This window comes from Telluria sp. RB2R28 (assembly GCF_059685835.1).
The window spans coordinates 273,554-293,325 of sequence record NZ_JCASIK010000001.1 but is presented as its reverse complement, the minus strand read 5'-3'; the positions used below and the strand labels follow the sequence as shown (position 1 = coordinate 293,325).

General features: G+C 64.2%; 13 protein-coding genes. 5 read left to right on the top strand and 8 right to left on the bottom strand.

The genetic code is table 11. The features are described 5' to 3' along the window. Nucleotides 1-70: 70 nt before the first annotated feature. From AC56LV_RS01280 to AC56LV_RS01265, 4 genes are all read right to left on the bottom strand, one after another. Nucleotides 71-5,182 carry a beta strand repeat-containing protein gene (locus tag AC56LV_RS01280; protein ID WP_499555416.1) on the bottom strand — a complete coding sequence of 1,704 codons (5,112 nt, stop codon included), beginning with the start codon at nucleotides 5,180-5,182 and terminating at the stop codon, nucleotides 71-73. Nucleotides 5,183-5,251: 69 nt separating this feature from the next. Further along, nucleotides 5,252-5,908, bottom strand: coding sequence for a phage tail protein (locus AC56LV_RS01275; RefSeq protein ID WP_499555414.1), 657 nt, complete (start codon nucleotides 5,906-5,908; stop codon nucleotides 5,252-5,254). Nucleotides 5,909-6,130: 222 nt separating this feature from the next. Then, on the bottom strand, nucleotides 6,131-7,798 hold the full coding sequence (locus AC56LV_RS01270) for a cation acetate symporter (RefSeq protein ID WP_499555412.1): 1,668 nt from the start codon (nucleotides 7,796-7,798) through the stop codon (nucleotides 6,131-6,133). Further along, nucleotides 7,795-8,103, bottom strand: coding sequence for a DUF485 domain-containing protein (locus AC56LV_RS01265; RefSeq protein ID WP_499452886.1), 309 nt, complete (start codon nucleotides 8,101-8,103; stop codon nucleotides 7,795-7,797). Before AC56LV_RS01265 ends, AC56LV_RS01270 begins: the two co-directional genes overlap by 4 nt. 175 nt (nucleotides 8,104-8,278) lie before the next feature. On the opposite strand from AC56LV_RS01265, the gene prpR reads away from it, so the two are divergent. From prpR to AC56LV_RS01250, 3 genes are all read left to right on the top strand, one after another. Continuing rightward, nucleotides 8,279-9,898, top strand: a complete 1,620-nt coding sequence (prpR, locus tag AC56LV_RS01260; RefSeq protein WP_499555410.1) for a propionate catabolism operon regulatory protein PrpR — start codon at nucleotides 8,279-8,281, stop codon at nucleotides 9,896-9,898. A 170-nt stretch (nucleotides 9,899-10,068) separates the two neighbouring features. Further along, nucleotides 10,069-11,448, top strand: a complete 1,380-nt coding sequence (locus AC56LV_RS01255) for a pyridoxal-phosphate dependent enzyme (RefSeq protein WP_499555408.1) — start codon at nucleotides 10,069-10,071, stop codon at nucleotides 11,446-11,448. Next, nucleotides 11,445-12,644: a trans-sulfuration enzyme family protein gene (locus AC56LV_RS01250; RefSeq protein ID WP_499555406.1), complete on the top strand. Its 1,200-nt coding sequence runs from the start codon at nucleotides 11,445-11,447 to the stop codon at nucleotides 12,642-12,644. Before AC56LV_RS01255 ends, AC56LV_RS01250 begins: the two co-directional genes overlap by 4 nt. A 134-nt stretch (nucleotides 12,645-12,778) precedes the next feature. Here the strand turns inward: AC56LV_RS01250 and AC56LV_RS01245 are convergent, their stop codons facing one another. From AC56LV_RS01245 to clpS, 3 genes are all read right to left on the bottom strand, one after another. Next, the gene (locus AC56LV_RS01245; protein ID WP_499555405.1) at nucleotides 12,779-14,344 is read right to left on the bottom strand and encodes a methyl-accepting chemotaxis protein; all 1,566 of its coding nucleotides are present in this window, start codon (nucleotides 14,342-14,344) and stop codon (nucleotides 12,779-12,781) included. Nucleotides 14,345-14,536: 192 nt separating this feature from the next. Next, on the bottom strand, nucleotides 14,537-16,837 hold the full coding sequence (gene clpA / locus AC56LV_RS01240; RefSeq protein ID WP_258836105.1) for an ATP-dependent Clp protease ATP-binding subunit ClpA: 2,301 nt from the start codon (nucleotides 16,835-16,837) through the stop codon (nucleotides 14,537-14,539). Continuing rightward, nucleotides 16,834-17,136 carry an ATP-dependent Clp protease adapter ClpS gene (gene clpS / locus AC56LV_RS01235; protein WP_137175749.1) on the bottom strand — a complete coding sequence of 101 codons (303 nt, stop codon included), beginning with the start codon at nucleotides 17,134-17,136 and terminating at the stop codon, nucleotides 16,834-16,836. The genes clpA and clpS overlap by 4 nt, the downstream gene beginning before the upstream one ends. Before the next feature lie 317 nt (nucleotides 17,137-17,453). Between clpS and AC56LV_RS01230 the strand changes: the two genes are divergently transcribed. After that, the gene (locus tag AC56LV_RS01230; protein WP_171084635.1) at nucleotides 17,454-17,657 is read left to right on the top strand and encodes a cold-shock protein; all 204 of its coding nucleotides are present in this window, start codon (nucleotides 17,454-17,456) and stop codon (nucleotides 17,655-17,657) included. An 84-nt stretch (nucleotides 17,658-17,741) separates the two neighbouring features. On the opposite strand, the gene icd is transcribed toward AC56LV_RS01230, so the two are convergent. Then, a complete protein-coding gene (gene icd / locus AC56LV_RS01225) occupies nucleotides 17,742-18,995 on the bottom strand; it encodes an NADP-dependent isocitrate dehydrogenase (RefSeq protein WP_499555403.1) in 1,254 nt (417 codons plus the stop codon). A gap of 205 nt (nucleotides 18,996-19,200) precedes the next feature. Here icd and AC56LV_RS01220 point away from each other — a divergent pair, with 205 nt between their 5' ends. Continuing rightward, nucleotides 19,201-19,767: a pseudouridine synthase gene (locus tag AC56LV_RS01220; protein WP_499555401.1), complete on the top strand. Its 567-nt coding sequence runs from the start codon at nucleotides 19,201-19,203 to the stop codon at nucleotides 19,765-19,767. Nucleotides 19,768-19,772 lie beyond the last annotated feature (5 nt).

Genomic DNA, 19,772 nt, shown 5'->3' with positions numbered 1-19,772 from the left:
AGTCGCTGTACGAGATTCCGGATGTTTCATCATGAAATCCGGATTGAAACATGAAACACATGAATCCACCTCACACCAGCCACAGTCCAGCGCCACTCACCTGCGCATCGATCACATCTTGCTGCCCGATCCAGCTGCCGATCAGTTCAGCACGTGAAGCGGTCGCCAGTTGCGCGACCCACCCCGCGCTACCGCCGACTGCATCCGCATCAAGGTCCGAGTTGGCATACAGCGCCGCCACGAACTGGGTGTCCGACAACGCACCATAGCGCGCCGCGAACTCGTTCGAGCCGACAAAGCCTGCCACCAGGTCAGCCTTGTCCAGGCCACTGGTGGCCCAGTCATTGAAGCCATCGAGATCGCCGCTACGATCGAGCACGGTCTGGTACAGCAGCCCCACCGACCTGAGCGTGCCGGCGTCGACCTGGGTGAACCGGAGATCGACCGTGCCATTGCTGAATGCGCCCTGCTCGATACCGAGCAGCGTGTCGATGTCGCCGGTGGCCGCATCCACCGCCTGCACCGCTGTCGCCCCGAGCACGAAGCGCGTGGCGGCCAGCGCGCCGGCGTAGACGACGGTATCGGTGCCGTCGCCACCGACCAGCAAGTCATTGCCGGCGCCACCATCCAGACGATCATCACCGCTGGCGGCGAGCCAGCCGTTTTCAGCGTTGACGCTGGAGGCAGCAATGACGAGGTCAGGACCCTGCAGCGCCCGGTGTTCGGTGCTGGCAGCAAAGCCGAGCAACACGTCAGCGCGCGTGAGAAGCCCTTGCGCCAGCTGGCCGCTCCAGAATGCGAACCCCTGCGCGTCGGGCAAGCGACCCAGCACCTGGCTGTAGAGCGTCGACACGAACGCATCATCGGTCAGCGCATTCGTGCCACGCGCGGCCCACTCGGTCGAGGCGATGATGCCGCGCGCCACGGACGCGGCATTGTTGCCGTTGTTCAGGTAGAAGTTCAGGCCGTCGATGTCGGGTGCGCGGTCGAACGCTGCCTGGTATAGCAGCGCAATGTCCACCAGGCTGTCGCGCGGGGCCGCAAGAAACGCAAGGTCGGCATCGCTGGCATCCAGCTGCGCGAGGGTAAGCGCGGCCGGCCGCCCCCCGGCAAACACCGTTTCGGCATGGGCGGCGCCGAGAGCGCCGTCGCCCCCGATCGTGAATTGCCAGGCGCCGCGCACGCTATTGCCGCCCTGCAGCACATCGTCGCCGCTGCCGCCGCGCAGGCTGTCGTTGCCGATGCCGCCCACCACCAGATCGGCACCGCTGCCGCCATCGAGCAGGTCATTGCCGCCGGCACTGCCGATGATGTCGTTGCCGCCGCCGCCGAACAGCTGGTCGTCGCCGGCGCCAAGATACATGTTCTGGACGGCGTCATCGCCGGTCACGATGTTCTCGCCCGCTCCGCCGCGCAAGGTGACCGCGCCGACGATCGCGGCGAACTGTACTTCGTTGAGGTCGATGGTCGCATTTGTGGGCAGACGGGTCGTATCGATGACCAGACCGATCGCGGCGCCGCCCGAAGCATCGCCCGTGATGGCGATCGTCGGCGCAGTGCTGCCGGGGGCCAGCGAAGGCGTCAGTGTAGCCGTGTGCAGCAAGGTACTCTGTGCCAAGGCCTGCAGGAAAGCGACGCCTTCCCCGCTCATGTCATCCTGCGCGTCTGAGCCGGCCACCGTCTTTTGCTCGATGCGCAGGATCAGGTCGCGCAGCGCCTGATCGCGGTCGAGCAAACTGGACGGGCCAGCGGCCTGCAGCCCGGTACCGACAGGCAAGCCGACTGTCAGTACCGAGCTCACGCCGGCACCCGATACAGCCAGCGGAATGTCGGCCAGGCTGGCGTTTGGTGTGTTCGGGTCGTCCGGGCGGGTGGCTGTGACGAACGGCACCGTGATCACCGTATTGACCAGGCCTGTCGCGGGGTCGGTCGTGGTGCTGGTGACGACAGGCACACCATCGACCGTCGTGGTGGGCGGGTCCGGCGTCGGTTCGGGCGGGTTGTCCGGGCCCACGGTGAAGGTGTGGGCCGCGGCATTTGCCGCGACCGCGTTGCCGGCGATATCGCGCAGCGTGCCGGTAATACCTATGGTGTAGGTACCGGCGTCGAGCGGATCCCAGTTGCCACCCGGCGCCTGTACCGTGTAGGTGACGACGTTGCCACCGACGACGTGGCTGATGACGGTCAGGACGCCGTCCGGCCCGGTCACGCTGACATTGTCGATGCCGGCCGTGGCGGCATCGATGCCTGCGCCGCTATCGGCGTACGTCACGGTGAAGGTGAAGCTGGTACCGACCGGATCGATCAGGTTGGCCCGGACCGGCGTGCCGGCGGTCGGCGTCGCCCCGTCGACCAGGTAAGCCTGCGTCAACGCCGCGCCATGGTTGCCCGCCGTGTCGGCCACGCGCACCTGCAGCGTGCCGCTCGCCGGCAGCACGACGCCTTCCAGCGTCCAGGCACTGCCACTGCCGCCGGCCGTGAGCCAGCTTTCACCGTCGTCGAGCGACACTTCGACGAACTCGTCGCCCGTGAGCGCAGTACTCAGGGTGCCGCTGATGTCCTGCGCGGCGACGTTGGTGATGAAGTCGTTCGCACTGGCGCCCGAGTCGATCGCCAGCACCGCCGTGGCCGGCGTGGTCGTGGGCACGTCGACATCGATCGTGTAAGCCTGGCTGGCATCAATGCTCGCAAGATTGTCGGCATCGAGCGCGCGGATGATGATCGTCCCCGACGCCGGCAAGACGACATCGGCCCATGTCACGCTTGCGCCGACGACGCCGGCGCTGATGTCGATCCAGGTGGCGCCATTGTCGACCGAGCCGAGCACGCTTTCGCCCGCCAGCAGCGCGCGCGACAGTGTTGCCTCGATCGTTTGCAGCGCAACGTTGGTATTGAAGTCAGTATCGCTGACGCCATTGTCGGCCGACAGGCGCAGGTTGCCCACCGTGGGCGCACTGCTGAAGGTGACGTCGATGACGCCGGCGCTGGTCATGCCAGCCACGCCGTTGCCAGCCAGGTCGAGCACCGAACCGGCCGCAATCCCGACGGTGTAGCGCCCGGCATCCTGGATGTCCCAGGCGCCGCCCGGCGCGGCGACGGTATAGGTGACGACATTACCGTTGACGCTATACGACTGGACGTCCAGAAGGTCGTTCGCGGGCGTGGTGACGCTGATGTTATCGGTGCCGAAACTGTCGATGTCGAGGCCCGCGCCGCCGGTATCGCCCCAGGTCACCACGACCTCGAAGGTGGCGCCGGCCGGCAACTGCAGGACAGTGGCAGCCGGCACCGCTGCGGTCGGACTCACCGCATCGACAAGGTAGTTGCTGCTGTAGACCGGCCCGGCATTGCCTGCCAGGTCGAGCACCCGCACCTGCAGGGCGCCGCTCGCATCGAGCACGAGGCCGGCGAGCGACCAGGCGGGCGAGCCGGTCGAGGCAATGGCATCGAGCCAGTCGGTGCCATTGACCGACACCTGGACCTGCTCGCCGGCCTGCAGCGCCGTGTCGAGCGTCCCTGACACAGTCTGGTTTGCGCTGGCCACGATGAAGTCGCCGTTGCTGTCGCCGCTCAGTTCCGCCAGCGTGATTCCGGTCGTGGGCGCGGTGGTGTCGAGCGTGTACGCGCGCGTGGCCGGCGTACCGGCATTGCCATGCTCGTCTTCCAGGCGCAGCACGATCGCCCCGCCCACGACCAGCGTGGCGCCTGTCCAGTCGAGTGTGGTGCCGCTGACCCGGTTCGTGATGTCGGTCCAGGTGGCGCCATTGTCCACCGAGCCCAGGAGCGTCTCACCGGCGTCGAGCGCCTGGCTCAGGGTCGCGCTGATCGTCTGGCTGGCGACGTTGGTGTTGAAGTCGGCGTCGCTGGCGCCGCTGTCGTTCGCGATGCCGATATCGCTGAAGCTGGTCGTGGGCGCCGTGTGGTCGATCGTCACGGCAAGTGCGCTGCCAGGCTCGCTCGAGAGGTCGCCGGTGGCGGACGTGACGAAGGCGCGCACAGCGTAGGTACCGTCCAGGCCGCTCGTCGACAGGTCGCTGACGGTCCAGGTGCCGTTGGAAACCGTTGCCGTGGCAGACTGCTCGCCGACGTCGTAGGTGCCGTCGTCATCGCCGTCGATGAACACAGTGACCGTGCTGGCCGTATCGCCCGTTGCACTAGTGCCGGACAGTGTCAAGGTGGCGGCCGCGGTGACGTCGTCGTCGCTCTCGAGACCCGTATCGGCGCCTGCATCCAGGTCGGGCGTGCCGGGCGTCTGCGGTATGACACTGAAGTTGATGGTCCGGGTTGCCGTCGCAGCCCCATCGCTAACCTGGATCGTGATGCTGTCGTTGCCGGCATAGCCGCTGGTGGGTGTGTATAGCAAGGTGCCGCCCGGCGTGATGTCGGCGCTGCCGCCGCTGGCCGTGGCGCCCGTCAGTTGTGCGATGCCGTGGCTGGCCTGACTGACGACTGACCAGGTCAGCGTTTCGGCCGCGTCCGGATCGTTCACGTGCAGCAGGCTGGCGAGGTCGAACGCGCTGCCATTCTGGTCCACGTCCACGCTGGCGGCAAGCGGCTCGACGAACACCGGGGCGGTGGACAGGGACTCGATGTTGGACAGGACGATATTGTCGAACTGGAGCAGGATGACCTCGCCGGTTGCTGCATTGGACAGCTCGGCCCATGCGATGCCTTGCATCGCCGGCTCGCTGGCCAGCATCACGCGCACCGCATCGCTGGGCAACTGCGTGCCGCCGTCGAATTGCGCAGCAGGGATGTTGAAGGTCACCGGCGTCACTGTTTTATCCGTGCGGATATTGACCGTCAACCCGAATGCGCTCAGGTCCAGCACCGACAGCTCCGTCAGATCGAATGTCCGGCCGCCATCGAGGGCCAGCCTGACCACGGCAGGCGCGAGCACGTTCGGGTTTTCCAGGTCGACCGAGATGGTCAAGCCATCCAGGCCGACCACGTCGTAGCCTGAGAACGATGTCTCATCGGTATATACGAGAGAGCCGGCATCGGCGGTGAGCGTCAGCACCGCGTCGCCGATCTGCTGACTGGCAATGGGTGAGCCGGGGCTCCCGATGATGTCTTGCGCGATGACGCCGTTCGTGAAATCGAACGTCACCGGGCCGGGCTGGACCAGGTTGCTGTTGGCGATGGACGCGCGGGTGTGGCTGGCATGCGAGGAAGTGATCATGGTTGTCGTAGGATGTCGATGGCGTGAAGGGAAGTTTCAACCGGGCTGCGCCTGGCAGCCCGGGAGCACTCATGGACGTGACGGGTAAATACCTTGCGTGGCGATGATGAAGTTCAGGGTGGTATATGGCGGCATGGTGCCGATGGCGCCGGTCAGGGCGACCTGCACCGGCAACGGCTGCCCGGCGCCGGTCGTGCTCACTGCGATCGTGCCCGCCGCTGCCGGCAACGCCACGTCGAACGGCCGCAGCGTGCTCGTGGCCGTGTCGGTCGCAAAGAGCTTTGGTGGTGTGAGCCCGCCCGTCACGCACCCGAGTAGATTGCCGGGGCCCGGCACGCTGTCCGTGGCCGGGCCGACCGCGTCGACAGGAATCGCGACGCTGACGCTGGCCGCCGCCGCGCCCGTGAATGCGGCCCCGTGACTGTGCGCAGGCAGGTTGTTCACGCCGATCGTCACGCTGCCGGCACCGCTGGCCCCGCTCATGCTCGCCGTGGTGGCGCCGCCCTTCTGGGCGATCCCCGTCATCCCCTGGGAGCCCATCGGAAACCTGTTACGCAGGTCGGGCAGCGCAAAGGTCTGCTGACCGTCACCACCGTAGTAGTTGCCCAGCAGCGTGTAGAGCGCCTGATTCTGATTGATCGCGAGTAACGAGCCGTCGCACAAGGCCCAGCCGACTGGTACCCACGGTACGGGCCACAAGATGATTTGTCCCAGGATTGGATCCATGTCTCTCCTCCAGCTTGAATGAAGTTTGAGTGGAATTACCTTTGGGATGGTCGCACGACAGAAATTGGCACCCGGTCGACAATGGTCAAACCATGTGCGGGTCGTTGACAGGATTGACGGATATACGACGGTTTGATGCAGTTCGATTAGTGCAGAGACCAAAAAAAACCGGGTGGGTCCTTGCGGACCACACCCGGTTTGCGCTGGCTGACTGACCGGACGTTAGTGGCCTGACACGCCTGATGCCCCGATGCCGGTCTCGGCGCGCACCTGCTGCGCCTCGAAGCCTGCACGGTCGATCTGGGCACGCGGACCCTTGTCGGTGATCGAGAACAGCCAGATACCGATGAAGCCCACTGCCATCGAGAAGATGGCCGGCGAGGCATACGGGAAGATCGCCGCCGGATGGTGCAGCACGTCGACCCATACCGATTTCGACACGATCGTCAGGCCCACTGCCGTGGCCAGGCCCAGGAAGCCACCAACCGTGGCGCCGCGGGTGGTGCAATCCTTCCAGAGCACCGACATGAACAGCACCGGGAAGTTGGCCGATGCGGCAATCGCGAAGGCCAGCGACACCATGAAGGCAACGTTCTGCTTCTCAAAAGCGATACCCAGCACCACGGCCACGATACCCAGGGCAATGGTGGTGATCTTCGATACGCGCAGCTCGTTTTCGCTGGTGGCATTGCCCTTCTTGAACACGGTCGCATACAGATCGTGCGACACGGCCGAGGCGCCGGACAGCGTCAGACCTGCCACCACAGCCAGGATGGTCGCGAACGCCACCGCCGAGATGAAGCCCAGGAACACGTCGCCGCCCACGGCCTTGGCCAGGTGGACCGCCGCCATATTGTTACCGCCCAGCAGGGCACCGGCTGCATCCTTGAATGCCGGGTTGGTACCCACCAGCACGATCGCGCCGAAGCCGATGATGAACGTCAGGATGTAGAAGTAGCCGATCCAGGTGGTGGCCCACAGCACCGACTTGCGCGCTTCCTTCGCGCTCGGCACGGTGAAGAAGCGCATCAGGATGTGCGGCAGGCCAGCGGTACCGAACATCAGCGCCATGCCGAACGAGATGGCGGAGATCGGATCCTTGATGAAGGTGCCCGGACCCATGATGGCGGTGCCCTTGGCATGCACTTCGGTCGCGGTCTGGAACAGCTTGGCCGGGCTGAAGTTGTATTGCGCCAGCACCGAGAACGCCATGAACGACGCGCCCGAGAGCAGCAGCACGGCCTTGATGATCTGGACCCAGGTGGTGGCCGTCATGCCGCCGAACAGCACGTAGACCATCATCAGGATACCGACCAGCACGACGGCGATCCAGTATTCCAGACCGAACAGCAGCTTGATCAGCTGACCCGCACCGACCATCTGCGCGATCAGGTAGAACGCGACGACGACCAGTGTGCCGGAGGCCGCGAACACGCGGATCGGCTTTTGCGCAAAGCGGTACGAGGCCACGTCGGCAAACGTGAAGCGGCCCAGGTTGCGCAGGCGCTCGGCCATCAGGAACGTGATGACGGGCCAGCCGACCAGGAAGCCGATCGCGTAGATCAGGCCATCGTAACCGTCGAGGAACACGGCGGCCGAGATACCGAGGAACGACGCAGCCGACATGAAGTCGCCCGCGATCGCCAGGCCATTCTGGAAACCGGTGATGCCACCACCAGCGGTGTAGAAGTCGGACGCCGACTTGGTCTTGGCGGCAGCCCACTTGGTGATGAACAGCGTGCCGACGACGAACAGCGCGAACATGCTGATCGCGGTCCAGTTGGTCGGCTGGCGTACGGCCTGGCCCATGTCGGGCGCGGCGTGGGCCAGGCCGGTGGCGGCCAGCAGCACGAGTGCCAGCAGCGAGGAGGTGCGAGCGCCGGCCATCATGCGCCCACCTTTGCACGGATGGCGTCGCTCAACTCGTCGTATTCGCGGTTGGCGCGGCGCACATAGATGCCGGTAATCAGAACGGTGAACAGGATGACGAACAGGCCCAGGGGAATGCCCCAGGTGATGACACTGTCGCCGATCGGGGTGCCCATGAACTCCTTGTTGAACGCGACCAGCAGCGTGAAGCCGTAGTACACGATCATCATGGCCCAGGTCAGCGTCCAGCCGAAGCGGGAACGGATGCGTTTGAGTTTCTGGTAATTGGGGTCGTTCTTGACCCGTTCTACGATGTCTTGATCCACTTTGTCTCCTGATTCTTTTGTTGGTGCCGTGGTTCGGCTGCCTTTTTGGCTGCGACCCATCCTACGGGCATGCCCTTACCGGATTCTTACGCCGGGTGCCTAATTTCGACCGGTCGTTCGGTGATTGGGCATTTCAGGCTGAAACATTGGCCATCTTTTGCACTACACTTGAAACATGGATTCCCCACGCTCTTCTTCCGCTGGCGACAAGCCCATCATCTGGACCGTGTCGGTCTCGCGCCTGTCCGCCCTGTTTCGCGACATCACCGTCGAATACGATCACCTGGCGTCGATCGAGCCGCTGCACATCGGGTTCGACGAGGCCGCGACGCACATCCGCGAGCGGCTCGCCACGGAACACTGCGACGTCGTGATCGCCGCCGGCTCGAACGCGGCCTGGCTCAAGAGCCGCGTGTCGGTGCCGGTGGTCGCGGCCCGGGCCAGTGGCTTCGACGTTCTGCAGGCCCTTACGCGCGCACGCAAGCTCGCCGGCAACGCGCCCGGCGCCATCGGCGTCGTCAGTTATGGCGCCCTGCTCCCGGAACTGGGCGAGTTTGCCGCCAGCTTCGGCCTGGACCTGGTCCAGCGCAGCTATGTCACGCAGGAAGATGCGCGCGCCGCTGTCGACGAACTCAAGGCGCTGGGCGTGGCCGTCATCGTCGGCGCCGGTTCGGTGACCGACCTGGCCGAAGAAGCGGGCCTGCGCGCCGTGTTCCTGTATTCGGCGGCATCGATCCGGCAGGCGTTCGACGATGCACTCGAACTGGCGCGCCTGACCCGGCTCGAGGTCGACCGCAGCCGTGGGCGTGGCCGAACCAGCACGCCGCCCGACAAGCAACGGCTGCGGCGCGGCCTGAATGACCTGCGCGGCGATTCGCCCGCCATGCAGCAGTTGCGCCAGACCGTCGTGCTGTACGCGCGCTCGCCCAGCACCGTGCTGATCGAAGGTGAAACCGGCAGCGGCAAGGAACTCGTGGCGCAGGCGATCCACCGCGAGAGTCCGCGCAAGGATGCACACCGCCCTTTCGTGGCCGTCAATTGCGGCGCGATTGCCGAGTCGCTGCTTGAATCGGAACTGTTCGGCCATGAAGACGGCGCGTTTACGGGCGCGCGCCGTGGGGGGCACGCGGGCCTGTTCGAAGCGGCCAATGGCGGCACGCTGTTTCTCGACGAGATCGGCGAAATGCCGCTCGCCCTGCAAACGCGCCTGCTGCGGGTGCTGGAGGAGCGCGAAGTCATGCGCGTGGGCGGCACGCGGCCGGTGCCGATCGATGTGCGCGTGATCAGCGCCACCCACTGCGACCTCGAGGCGCGCGTGCGCGACGGGCGCTTCCGGGCCGACCTGTTCTATCGCCTGGCCGTGCTGCGCCTGGCCCTGCCGCCACTGCGGGCACGGGTGCAGGACATCGCGCCGCTGCTCGAATGGTCGCTCAAGGGTGCGCTGGCCGCGCTCGATGCGCGTCCGCATCCGAACCTGCTGGCCGAACTGAAAGCCTGCACGCCGCTCCTTACCGGCTACGCCTGGCCCGGCAACGTACGCGAACTGCGCAACCTGACCGAGCGCCTGGCGCTGTTCCTGGCGGCCGAGCCACTGCAGGCGCTGACGCCGGGCTTCATGCTGTCGGTGGCGCCGGAGCTGGCGCGTGGCGCCGCCCCGGCTGGCGTATCGGCCGGGCAGAACCGGGAATCGGCAGCGGCAGTGCTGGCGCGCTTTGGCGGGCAGCGCGACCTGGCGGCAGATCATCTGGGGATCAGCCGCACGACGCTGTGGCGGCGGCTGAAGGCGGAAGGCTGAGCTCTTTCCTCTGATCGTTCACCCTTAAGACGCTCCAAAGCAACGTCCACCGAAAACTCGTATCATGATTCTTTGATATGGCCTGACGCCAATCCGCGCCAGGTTGTCATGGCATGCCGGCCGCAGCGCCCTATCCGCGGCGCCGCAGTCCGACCCCAACGGAGGCAACTATGCAACATGCGTCGCAAGCGGCTCTGTTTTCCCTGATTGGCGATACCCCGATGGTGGAAGTGACCCGCATCGATACCGGGCCCTGCCAGCTGTTCCTGAAGCTCGAATCGCAAAACCCGGGCGGCTCCATCAAGGACCGCATCGGCAAGACGATGATCGAACAGGCCGAGCATGACGGCCTGCTCAATCCCGGCGGTACCGTCGTCGAAGCCACTGCCGGCAACACGGGCCTGGGCCTGGCGCTGGTGGCACGGATCAAGGGCTATCGCGTCGTGCTGGTCGTGCCCGACAAGATGGCACCCGAAAAAATCCTGCACCTCAAGGCGCTTGGCGCTGAAATCCACCTGACCCGCTCCGACGTCGGCAAGGGCCACCCCGAGTATTACCAGGATCTCGCCGCGCGGCTGGCCAGGCAGATTCCCGGCGCCTGGTTCGCCGACCAGTTCAACAATCCGGCCAATCCGCGCGCGCACGAAACCACGACCGGCCCCGAGATCTGGGACCAGGCCAAGCACAAGCTGGACGCGATCGTCCTCGGGGTCGGCTCGTCCGGCACGCTCACCGGCCTGTCACGGTACTTCAGGAAAGCCGCGCCCCAGCTCGAATTCATCCTGGCCGATCCGAAAGGCTCGATTCTGGCCGAATACGTCGAGACCGGCCATGTGTCGCAGCATGCCGGCTCGTGGGCCGTGGAAGGCATCGGCGAAGATTTCATTCCCGGCATCGCCGACCTTACCCGCGTCAAGAAGGCCTACACGATCACCGACGAAGAAAGCTTCGCCACCGCGCGCCTGCTGCTCCAGCAGGAAGGCATCCTGGGCGGCTCGTCCACCGGCACGCTGCTCGCGGCGGCCCTCAAATACTGCCGCGCCCAGACGCGTCCGAAGCGTGTCGTCACGTTCGTCTGCGACACCGGGACGCGCTATCTCAGCAAGGTGTACAGCGACGGCTGGATGGTCGACCAGGGCCTGATCACGCGTCCGAAGACGGGCGACCTGCGCGACCTGATCGGACGCCGCCATGACGCCGGCGAAGTCATCACGCTGGCGCCATCGGACACGCTGCTCACCGCCTTTAATCGCATGCGCTCGAGCGACCTGCAGCAACTGCCCGTGATGGACGCTGAAGGACGCCTGGTGGGCCTGATCGATGAATCCGACCTGCTGCTCAAGGTTACGCAATCGAACGACCACTTCAGCGCGCCGGTCTCGTCCACCATGACGGCCCAACTGCAAACCCTGCCCCCTGGCGCGAGCATGGCGCAACTGCGCGACATTCTCGACCGGGGCCTTACTGCCGTGATCGCCGACGGGCCGCAGTTCTTTGGCCTGATCACGCGCTACGACCTGCTCAATCACCTGCGAAGGACACTCTCGTGACCCATCCGGACACCAAACACACCATCGAATTCAAACGCCACCTGGCCACCCGCGTCATCCACGGCGGCCAGTCGCCCGAACCCGCGACCGGCGCCGTCATGCCGCCGATCTTCGCGACGTCGACCTATCGCCAGGAAAGCCCGGGCGTGCACCAGGGCTTCGACTACGGCCGCTCGCACAACCCGACGCGCTTTGCGCTCGAACGCTCGCTGGCCGACATCGAGGGCGGCCGCGCCGCCTTCGCGTTTGCATCGGGCCTGGCGGCGATTGCCGCCGTGCTGGAACTGCTCCCGAGCGGCTCGCACGTCGTCGCTGGTGACGACATGTACGGCGGCACCTACCGCCTCTTCGAACGCGTGCGCCGCGACAGCGCCGGGCACACGTTCAGCTACGTCGACCTGTCCGACCCGGAGGCCCTGGCCGCTGCCATCACGCCCGCCACGCGCATGGTGTGGGTCGAGACGCCCACCAATCCGATGCTCAAGCTGGCCGACCTGACCGCGATCGCGAGCCTGTGCCATGCGCGCGGCATCCTGTGCGTGTGCGACAACACGTTCGCCAGCCCGATCATCCAGCGCCCGCTCGAACACGGGGTCGACATCGTCGTGCACTCGACCACCAAGTACATCAACGGCCACTCGGACGTGATCGGCGGCGTGGCCATCGTCGGCGCCAACGACCACCAGACGGGCCTGGCCGAGAAGCTCGGCTTCATCCAGAACTCGGTGGGCGCGATCCAGGGGCCGTTCGACAGCTTCCTCGTGCTACGCGGGATCAAGACGCTGGCCCTGCGCGTGGAGCGCAGCAGCGGCAACGCGCTATTGCTGGCGAACTGGCTCGAACAGCAGCCGCAGGTGCGCAAGGTGCACTATCCGGGGCTGGAATCGCACCCGCAGCATGCACTGGCGCGCAACCAGATGCATGGTGGTTATGGCGGCATCGTGTCGATCGACCTAGACACGGACATCGACGGCGCGCGGCGTTTTCTCGAGGCGTGCGAAGTATTCACGCTGGCCGAAAGCCTGGGCGGGGTCGAGAGCCTGATCGAGCATCCGGCGCTGATGACGCATGCGAGCATTCCGCCGGAGCGGCGTGCCGAGCTGGGGATTGGCGACGGGCTGATTCGGCTGTCGGTCGGGATCGAGCATATTGATGATCAGCGTGAGGATTTGCGGCGGGCGCTGGCGGCGATTTGATTGGGTGAATTGCCTTCAGCGTTCGTCGGAAATTCGACGTCGATCTCGGCCCGGATGACCGTGCCGCCAACCATCACCGCGTGGACGGCGCAGCCGCCTCGCCGGCCGCAGCCGCCTCGCCGGCCGCATCCACCCTACGCCAGCAACAGGGGCTCTTGACGTAATTTGAACGTCGCCACCAGCGCCGACAATTCCGCGGCCTGCTGGCGCATCGAGGCGGCTGCGGCTGCCGCTTCTTCCACCATCGCTGCATTCTGCTGGGTCGAGAGATCCATCTCGGCAATCGCGCGGCTCACTTGCGTGACGCCGTTGGCCTGACCGGCGCTGGCAGTGTGGATTTCGCCCAGGATGCCTGCCACGTCATGCACGTGCTGCAGCATGGTGCGCATCGTCGAGCCGGCTGCTTCGGCGATGCCGGTGCCGGCCTCGATCTCGCGCGACGATTCGCCGATCAGCTTCTTGATTTCTTTCGCCGCGCCGGCCGAGTGCTGCGCCAGGTTGCGCACTTCGGCCGCTACCACCGCAAAGCCCCGCCCCTCGCTGCCGGCACGCGCCGCTTCCACCGCGGCGTTCAGGGCCAGGATATTCGTCTGGAAGGCGATGCTGTCGATCATGCCGGTGATGTCCACGATGCGCGCGGCCGACGCCTTGATCGCCCCCATGCGCACGACCAGCTGACCCACGGCCTGCGCGCCCTCGGCGGCCACGCCGGACGCCGTCTGGGCCAGCGCATTGGCCTGCTGCGCATTGGCGTTATTGCTGGCGATGGCGCCTAACAATTCGTCCATTGCCGTCACCGTCTCGCGCAGCGATTCGGCCTGGCGCTCGGTGCGGACCGACAGGTCCTGGTTGCCTTCGGCGATTTCGCTGGACGCGGCATCGATTGCCTGCGCCCCTTGCAGCACTTGCGCCACGGTGCCCGAGACGCCGTGCGTCATGCCATTGAGTGCATCGAACAGGCGGCCGATTTCATCGGTGCGGGTGTGGCTGATGATCGGGCGCAGGTCGCCATGGGCCACCTGCTCGGCCAGCGTCGCGGCCTGCCTGAGCGGCCCCACCAGGTTACGGGTCAGGAGCCAGGCCAGGCAACCGGCCACGGCCAGTGCGGCGCCACCCAATGCCAGCAGCAGCGTCTTGCTGAAGCGCGATTCCGCTGCCGACGCGTCGGCCAGGCGGTGCGCTTCGGTGCTCTCGTGAGTCAGCAGGCCCTCGAGCGCGGCGACTTCGGCGCGATAGGCGGGCTCCCAGCGCTTGGTGAGGATTTCTTCGACGAGACCAGTCTGACCCAGGTCCTTGGCCTTGAACAGGTCGGCCTGGATCGCGGCCAGCGCCGCTTTGTTTGCGCTCGCCCCGGCGATCAGCGTGCGTTCTTGCGGCGTGGCCGGCAGCTTACCCAGTTTCGCCTCGATGTCGCTGGCGAGCTTGCGGCCCTCGGCCAGTTGTGCGCCGAAGTAATCACCCAGTTCAAGGCTATCGCTGCGCGCGATCGAGACGGCGCGTAAGCCATTGAGCCGCGCAATGCCCAGCAGCTCTGACGTCAGTTGCTGCTTGGCCAGCTTGTCGTCCACCAGGTTCGACGTGATGACGTCGGCCGCGTGCATGCGCCAGACGGCAACAGCGGCAATGAGTACGATGACGAGGGACAGGATGCCAAAGGCGCCGATGAGCTTGGTAAAAGTGTTGCGCGGTGCGAGTCGCATTGGGATCTTCGTGAGAGTGAAACAGCGTGTACGCACAGTGTAGGAAGCAACGATGACAGGCATGTGAAATGGCTCCGAAGTAACTCGGATTGCATCGAAGAAATGCTCAATCAACGTTACGTGTGGGTTCCGCTCGGCATAAAAAAAGCCCGCGGCACTTGCGTGCGCGGGCTTTTGCGGGAGCGAACCTGCTTACTCGATTTCGACCGTCTCGGCCGGGGCCGGTGGCGGGCTGACATCGCCCTCGGGGAACTCGAGAACGACCTCGTCCTTCTCGTTCAGGTCGACCGTCACGCGGCCACCGTTGGTCAGGCGACCAAACAGCAATTCGTCGGCAAGGGCCTTGCGGATCATGTCCTGGATCAGGCGCGACATCGGTCGTGCACCCATCGACGGATCGAACCCTTTCTGGCCGAGGAACTTGCGCAGCTTCTCGGTGAAGATGGCTTCGACTTTTTTCTCGTGCAGCTGCTCTTCGAGCTGCATCAGGAACTTGTCGACGACGCGCAGGATGATGTCTTCGTCCAGCGCGCGGAAGCTGATGATCGCATCCAGACGGTTGCGGAACTCCGGCGTGAACATGCGCTTGATGTCGCCCATTTCGTCGCCCGCTTCACGCGAGTTGACGAAGCCCACCGAACGCTTGGTCAGGCTTTCGGCGCCCGCGTTCGTGGTCATGACGATGATCACGTTGCGGAAGTCGGCCTTGCGACCGTTGTTGTCGGTCAGCGTGCCATGGTCCATCACCTGCAGCAGGATGTTGAAAATGTCCGGGTGGGCTTTTTCAATCTCGTCCAGCAACAGCACGGTGTGCGGCTTCTTGGTGATCGCTTCGGTCAGCAGGCCGCCCTGGTCGAAACCAACGTAGCCCGGCGGCGCGCCGATCAGACGCGAAACAGCATGCCGCTCCATGTACTCGGACATGTCGAAGCGCACCAGCTCGATGCCCAGGATAAAGGCGAGCTGCTTGGCGACCTCGGTCTTGCCGACACCGGTCGGACCCGAGAACAGGAACGAGCCGATTGGCTTGTCCGTCTTGCCCAGGCCAGCACGCGCCATCTTGATCGCGGCCGACAGCGCCTCGATCGCCGGGTCTTGCCCGAACACGACGTTGCGCAGGTCGCGGTCGATCGTCTGCAGCTTGCTGCGGTCGTCCTGATTGACCGACTGCGGCGGAATACGCGCGATCTTGGCAATGATGTCCTCGATCTCGGTCTTGCCGATCGTTTTCTTCTGCTTCGACTTCGGCAGCACGCGCTGGGCGGCGCCGGCTTCGTCGATCACGTCGATGGCCTTGTCAGGCAGGTGACGATCATTGATGAAGCGCGCAGCCAGCTCGGCGGCGGTAGTCAGGGCCGAGGCCGAGTACTTCACGCCATGGTGCTCTTCGAAGCGCGATTTCAGGCCGCGCAGGATCGCGATCGTCTGTTCGACGGTCGGCTCGTTGACGTCGACCTTCTGGAACCGGCGCGACAGCGCATGGTCTTTTTCGAACACGCCGCGGTACTCGGTGAACGTGGTCGCACCGATGCACTTGAGCTGGCCATTGGCCAACGCTGGCTTGAGCAGGTTCGATGCGTCGAGCGTGCCGCCCGAAGCCGAACCGGCGCCGATGATCGTGTGGATCTCGTCGATGAACAGGATGCCGTTCGGCGTGTCCTTGATCTGCTTGAGCACGGCCTTCAGGCGCTGCTCAAAGTCGCCGCGGTACTTGGTGCCAGCCAGCAGCGCACCCATGTCCAGCGAGAACACCACGGCGTTCTGCAGGATTTCAGGCACGTCTTCCTGGACGATGCGCCATGCCAGGCCCTCGGCGATCGCGGTCTTGCCCACGCCCGCCTCGCCCACCAGCAGCGGATTGTTCTTGCGGCGACGGCACAGGATCTGGATGACGCGGTCGACTTCTTCCTCGCGCCCGATCAGCGGATCGATCTTGCCATCGGCTGCGGCCTTGTTCAGGTTCTGCGTGAACTGGTCCAGCGGGCTCTCTTTGGCCTGGCCTTCGACCTGCGCTTCCTCGACGCCTTCCGGCGCCTTGGACGTGTCGACCTGCTGGTCCTTGCGCACGCCGTGCGAAATGAAATTGACCACGTCGAGGCGGGTCACGCCCTGCTGGTGCAGGTAGTACACCGCGTGCGAGTCTTTTTCGCCGAAGATCGCCACCAGCACGTTGGCGCCGGTGACTTCCTTCTTGCCGTTGGACGCCGATTGCACGTGCATGATCGCACGCTGGATCACGCGCTGGAAACCAAGCGTCGGCTGGGTGTCGACCTCGCCCGTGCCGGGCACGGTCGGGGTGTTATCGCCGATGAAATTCGTCAGGGTCTTGCGCAGGTCTTCAATATTGACCGCGCATGCACGCAGGACTTCGGCGGCCGAAGGATTGTCGAGCAATGCCAATAGCAGGTGTTCCACGGTGATGAACTCGTGGCGTGCCTGGCGTGCCTCGACAAAGGCCATGTGTAGGGATACTTCAAGTTCCTGCGCAATCATACTTCCTCCATCACGCACTGCAGGGGATGCCCTGCCTTGCGTGCATGCGTTAAGACAAACTCCACTTTGGTACACGCTATATCTTTGGAAAACACGCCGCACACTCCTTTGCCATTCTGGTGCACCGACAGCATGATCTGCGTGGCTGTTTCCCGATCCTTGTTGAAATACTCCTGGATCACGGCCACGACAAACTCCATCGGCGTGTAATCATCGTTCAGTAGCGCCACCTGGTATAGCGGAGGCGGTTTGACGGTCTGCCGCTCTAGCAGCTGTTCAGTATCGTGCTTCGTTGCCATGGGGTATTCTAATACTTCCGAGGTTGGTGCCGAGCGTAAACATCAGCTCGTTTTCTGATAATTTCCATCTTACGCTTTTTCGGATAACTGCGCAGATGGCGTTTCGATTGCCGAAATCAAGTCCGTTGCGCAGGAATACCATGAAAAATTTGACAACCCGCGCCCCAAACCCCTTGACTTGCGTGATTATTCCACCAACAATGCAGTCATCGACTTTGTACTTATGTACTCGTTGATAAGTAGTTAGCAGGCTGAGGAGGGCAAGAGGTTTCTTGCTTTTATGGCTCGTGTGATTTGTTAAATTTGAAAGTTCTTTTATGGCAACTGGTACTGTTAAGTGGTTCAATGATTCCAAAGGCTTTGGCTTCATCACGCCTGATGACGGCGGCGAGGATCTGTTCGCACACTTCTCCGCAATCAACATGAACGGTTTTAAGACCCTCAAAGAAGGTCAAAAAGTCCAATTCGAAGTCACGCAAGGCCCTAAAGGCAAGCAAGCTTCCAACATCCAGGGTAACTAATCATTCCCCTACCGGAAGTGAAAAGCCCCACTCTCGCAGTGGGGTTTTTTTTCGCCCGCCGTACCAGCAACGATGGGCTGCACGTCACATCTGTTCGATCAGCACTTCGCCAAAGCCCGAGCACGACACCTGCGTCGCCCCTTCCATCAGGCGCGCGAAATCGTACGTCACTTTTTTCGACACAATTGCCTTGCCCATCGCCGCGATGATCAGGTCGGCCGCCTCGCTCCAGCCCATATGGCGCAGCATCATTTCGGCGGACAGGATCAGCGAGCCCGGATTCACGTAATCCTTGCCGGCATACTTCGGCGCGGTGCCATGGGTGGCTTCGAACATCGCGACCGAATCGGACATGTTCGCGCCCGGCGCGATGCCGATGCCGCCGACCTGGGCCGCCAGTGCATCGGAAATGTAATCGCCGTTCAGGTTCAGCGTAGCGATCACGCTGTATTCGGCCGGACGCAACAGGATCTGCTGCAGGAAGGCGTCGGCGATCGAGTCCTTGATCATGATGTCTCGCCCGGTCTTTGGGTTCTTGAGCTTGCACCACGGGCCGCCGTCGAACAGCTCGGCGCCGAATTCCTTCTGCGCCAGCGCGTACCCCCAATCGCGGAAGCCCCCTTCGGTATACTTCATGATATTGCCCTTGTGGACCAGAGTCACCGATGGCTTATCGTGGTCGATCGCATACTGGATCGCCTTGCGCACGAGGCGTTCGGTGCCCTCGATCGAGACGGGCTTGAGACCCAGGGCCGACGTGGCCGGGAAACGGATCTTCGACACGCCCAGCTCGGCCTTCAGGAACGCGATCAGCTTTTGCGCGCCTTCCGAGCCGGCCTCCCATTCGATGCCGGCATAGATGTCTTCGGAATTTTCACGGAAGATGACCATGTCGGTCTTTTCCGGCTGCTTCAGTGGCGACGGCACGCCGGTAAAATAACGCACCGGGCGCAGGCAGACGTACAGATCGAGCTCCTGGCGCAGCGCGACATTCAGCGAGCGGATGCCGCCGCCCACCGGCGTGGTCAGCGGGCCCTTGATCGAGACGACGTACTCCTTCAGCACATCCAGTGCTTCGGCGGGCAGCCAGACGTCGGCGCCGTAGCGTTTGGTCGCCTTTTCGCCGGCAAAGATCTCCATCCACGCAATGCTGCGCTCGCCGCCATAGGCCTTGTGCACGGCTGCATCGACCACCTTCTTCATCACCGGTGTGATGTCCGCGCCCGTGCCGTCGCCCTCGATATACGGAATGATCGGCGTGACCGGCACGTTCAGGCTGAAATCGGCGTTGACGGTGATCTTCTGGCCCGCAGGCGGGACGGTGATATGCTGGTACATCAAGTTCTCCAAGTGGGTGGCGAAAGGCGGTGCGATCGACGTTACGAACTACGTTACGAACTACGTTACGAACTACGTTACGAACTCGCCTACAATGTCGCCGTTGCCAGCGTCAGCCGAGGGCTGCTCTTCATTATGCCCCAGTATTTTGCCATATTGCCACGCTACCGGCTGGCCGCCCTTTCATTCGTTTCTCTGCACCTTCATGTCCCTGATCCTCTTCAATAAACCCTTCCAGGTCCTGTGCCAGTTCTCGTCCCAGGAAGGCCGCGAATGCCTTGCTGACTATCTCAAGATTCCCGGCATCTACCCCGCCGGCCGGCTCGACGCCGACAGCGAAGGCCTGATGCTGCTGACCGACGACGGCCAGCTCCAGCACAAGATCGCCCATCCGGATCACAAGGAAGCCAAGACCTACCTGGTGCAGGTCGATGGCTTGCCCGATGCCGCCGCCATGGCGCGCCTGCAGGCGCCGCTGGACCTGGGCGACTTCGTCACCAAGCCGTGCCGCGCCGCGCGCATCGCCGAACCCGAATGGCTGTGGCCGCGCAATCCACCGATCCGCGCGCGCCAGGACAAGCCGACCAGCTGGCTGGCCATCACGCTCGAAGAAGGCAAGAACCGCCAGGTGCGCCGCATGACGGCGGCCGTGGGCTTGCCGACGCTGCGCCTGGTGCGCAGCAGTATCGGCCCGTTTTCCCTGAGCACGCATCCATTGCTGCCCGGCGAATTCATCGACGTGCCGGCGTACTCGCGCCACGCAGGCAAATAAAAACC

Bases quoted from the DNA above. Each gene is read 5' to 3' on its own strand.
- AC56LV_RS01280 (WP_499555416.1), bottom strand. From the start codon at position 5,182: ATGATCACTTCCTCGCATGCCAGCCACACCCGCGCGTCCATCGCCAAC.
- AC56LV_RS01275 (WP_499555414.1), bottom strand. From the start codon at position 5,908: ATGGATCCAATCCTGGGACAAATCATCTTGTGGCCCGTACCGTGGGTA.
- AC56LV_RS01270 (WP_499555412.1), bottom strand. From the start codon at position 7,798: ATGATGGCCGGCGCTCGCACCTCCTCGCTGCTGGCACTCGTGCTGCTG.
- prpR (WP_499555410.1), top strand. From the start codon at position 8,279: ATGGATTCCCCACGCTCTTCTTCCGCTGGCGACAAGCCCATCATCTGG.
- AC56LV_RS01255 (WP_499555408.1), top strand. From the start codon at position 10,069: ATGCAACATGCGTCGCAAGCGGCTCTGTTTTCCCTGATTGGCGATACC.
- AC56LV_RS01245 (WP_499555405.1), bottom strand. From the start codon at position 14,344: ATGCGACTCGCACCGCGCAACACTTTTACCAAGCTCATCGGCGCCTTT.
- clpA (WP_258836105.1), bottom strand. From the start codon at position 16,837: ATGATTGCGCAGGAACTTGAAGTATCCCTACACATGGCCTTTGTCGAG.
- clpS (WP_137175749.1), bottom strand. From the start codon at position 17,136: ATGGCAACGAAGCACGATACTGAACAGCTGCTAGAGCGGCAGACCGTC.
- AC56LV_RS01230 (WP_171084635.1), top strand. From the start codon at position 17,454: ATGGCAACTGGTACTGTTAAGTGGTTCAATGATTCCAAAGGCTTTGGC.
- icd (WP_499555403.1), bottom strand. From the start codon at position 18,995: ATGTACCAGCATATCACCGTCCCGCCTGCGGGCCAGAAGATCACCGTC.
- AC56LV_RS01220 (WP_499555401.1), top strand. From the start codon at position 19,201: ATGTCCCTGATCCTCTTCAATAAACCCTTCCAGGTCCTGTGCCAGTTC.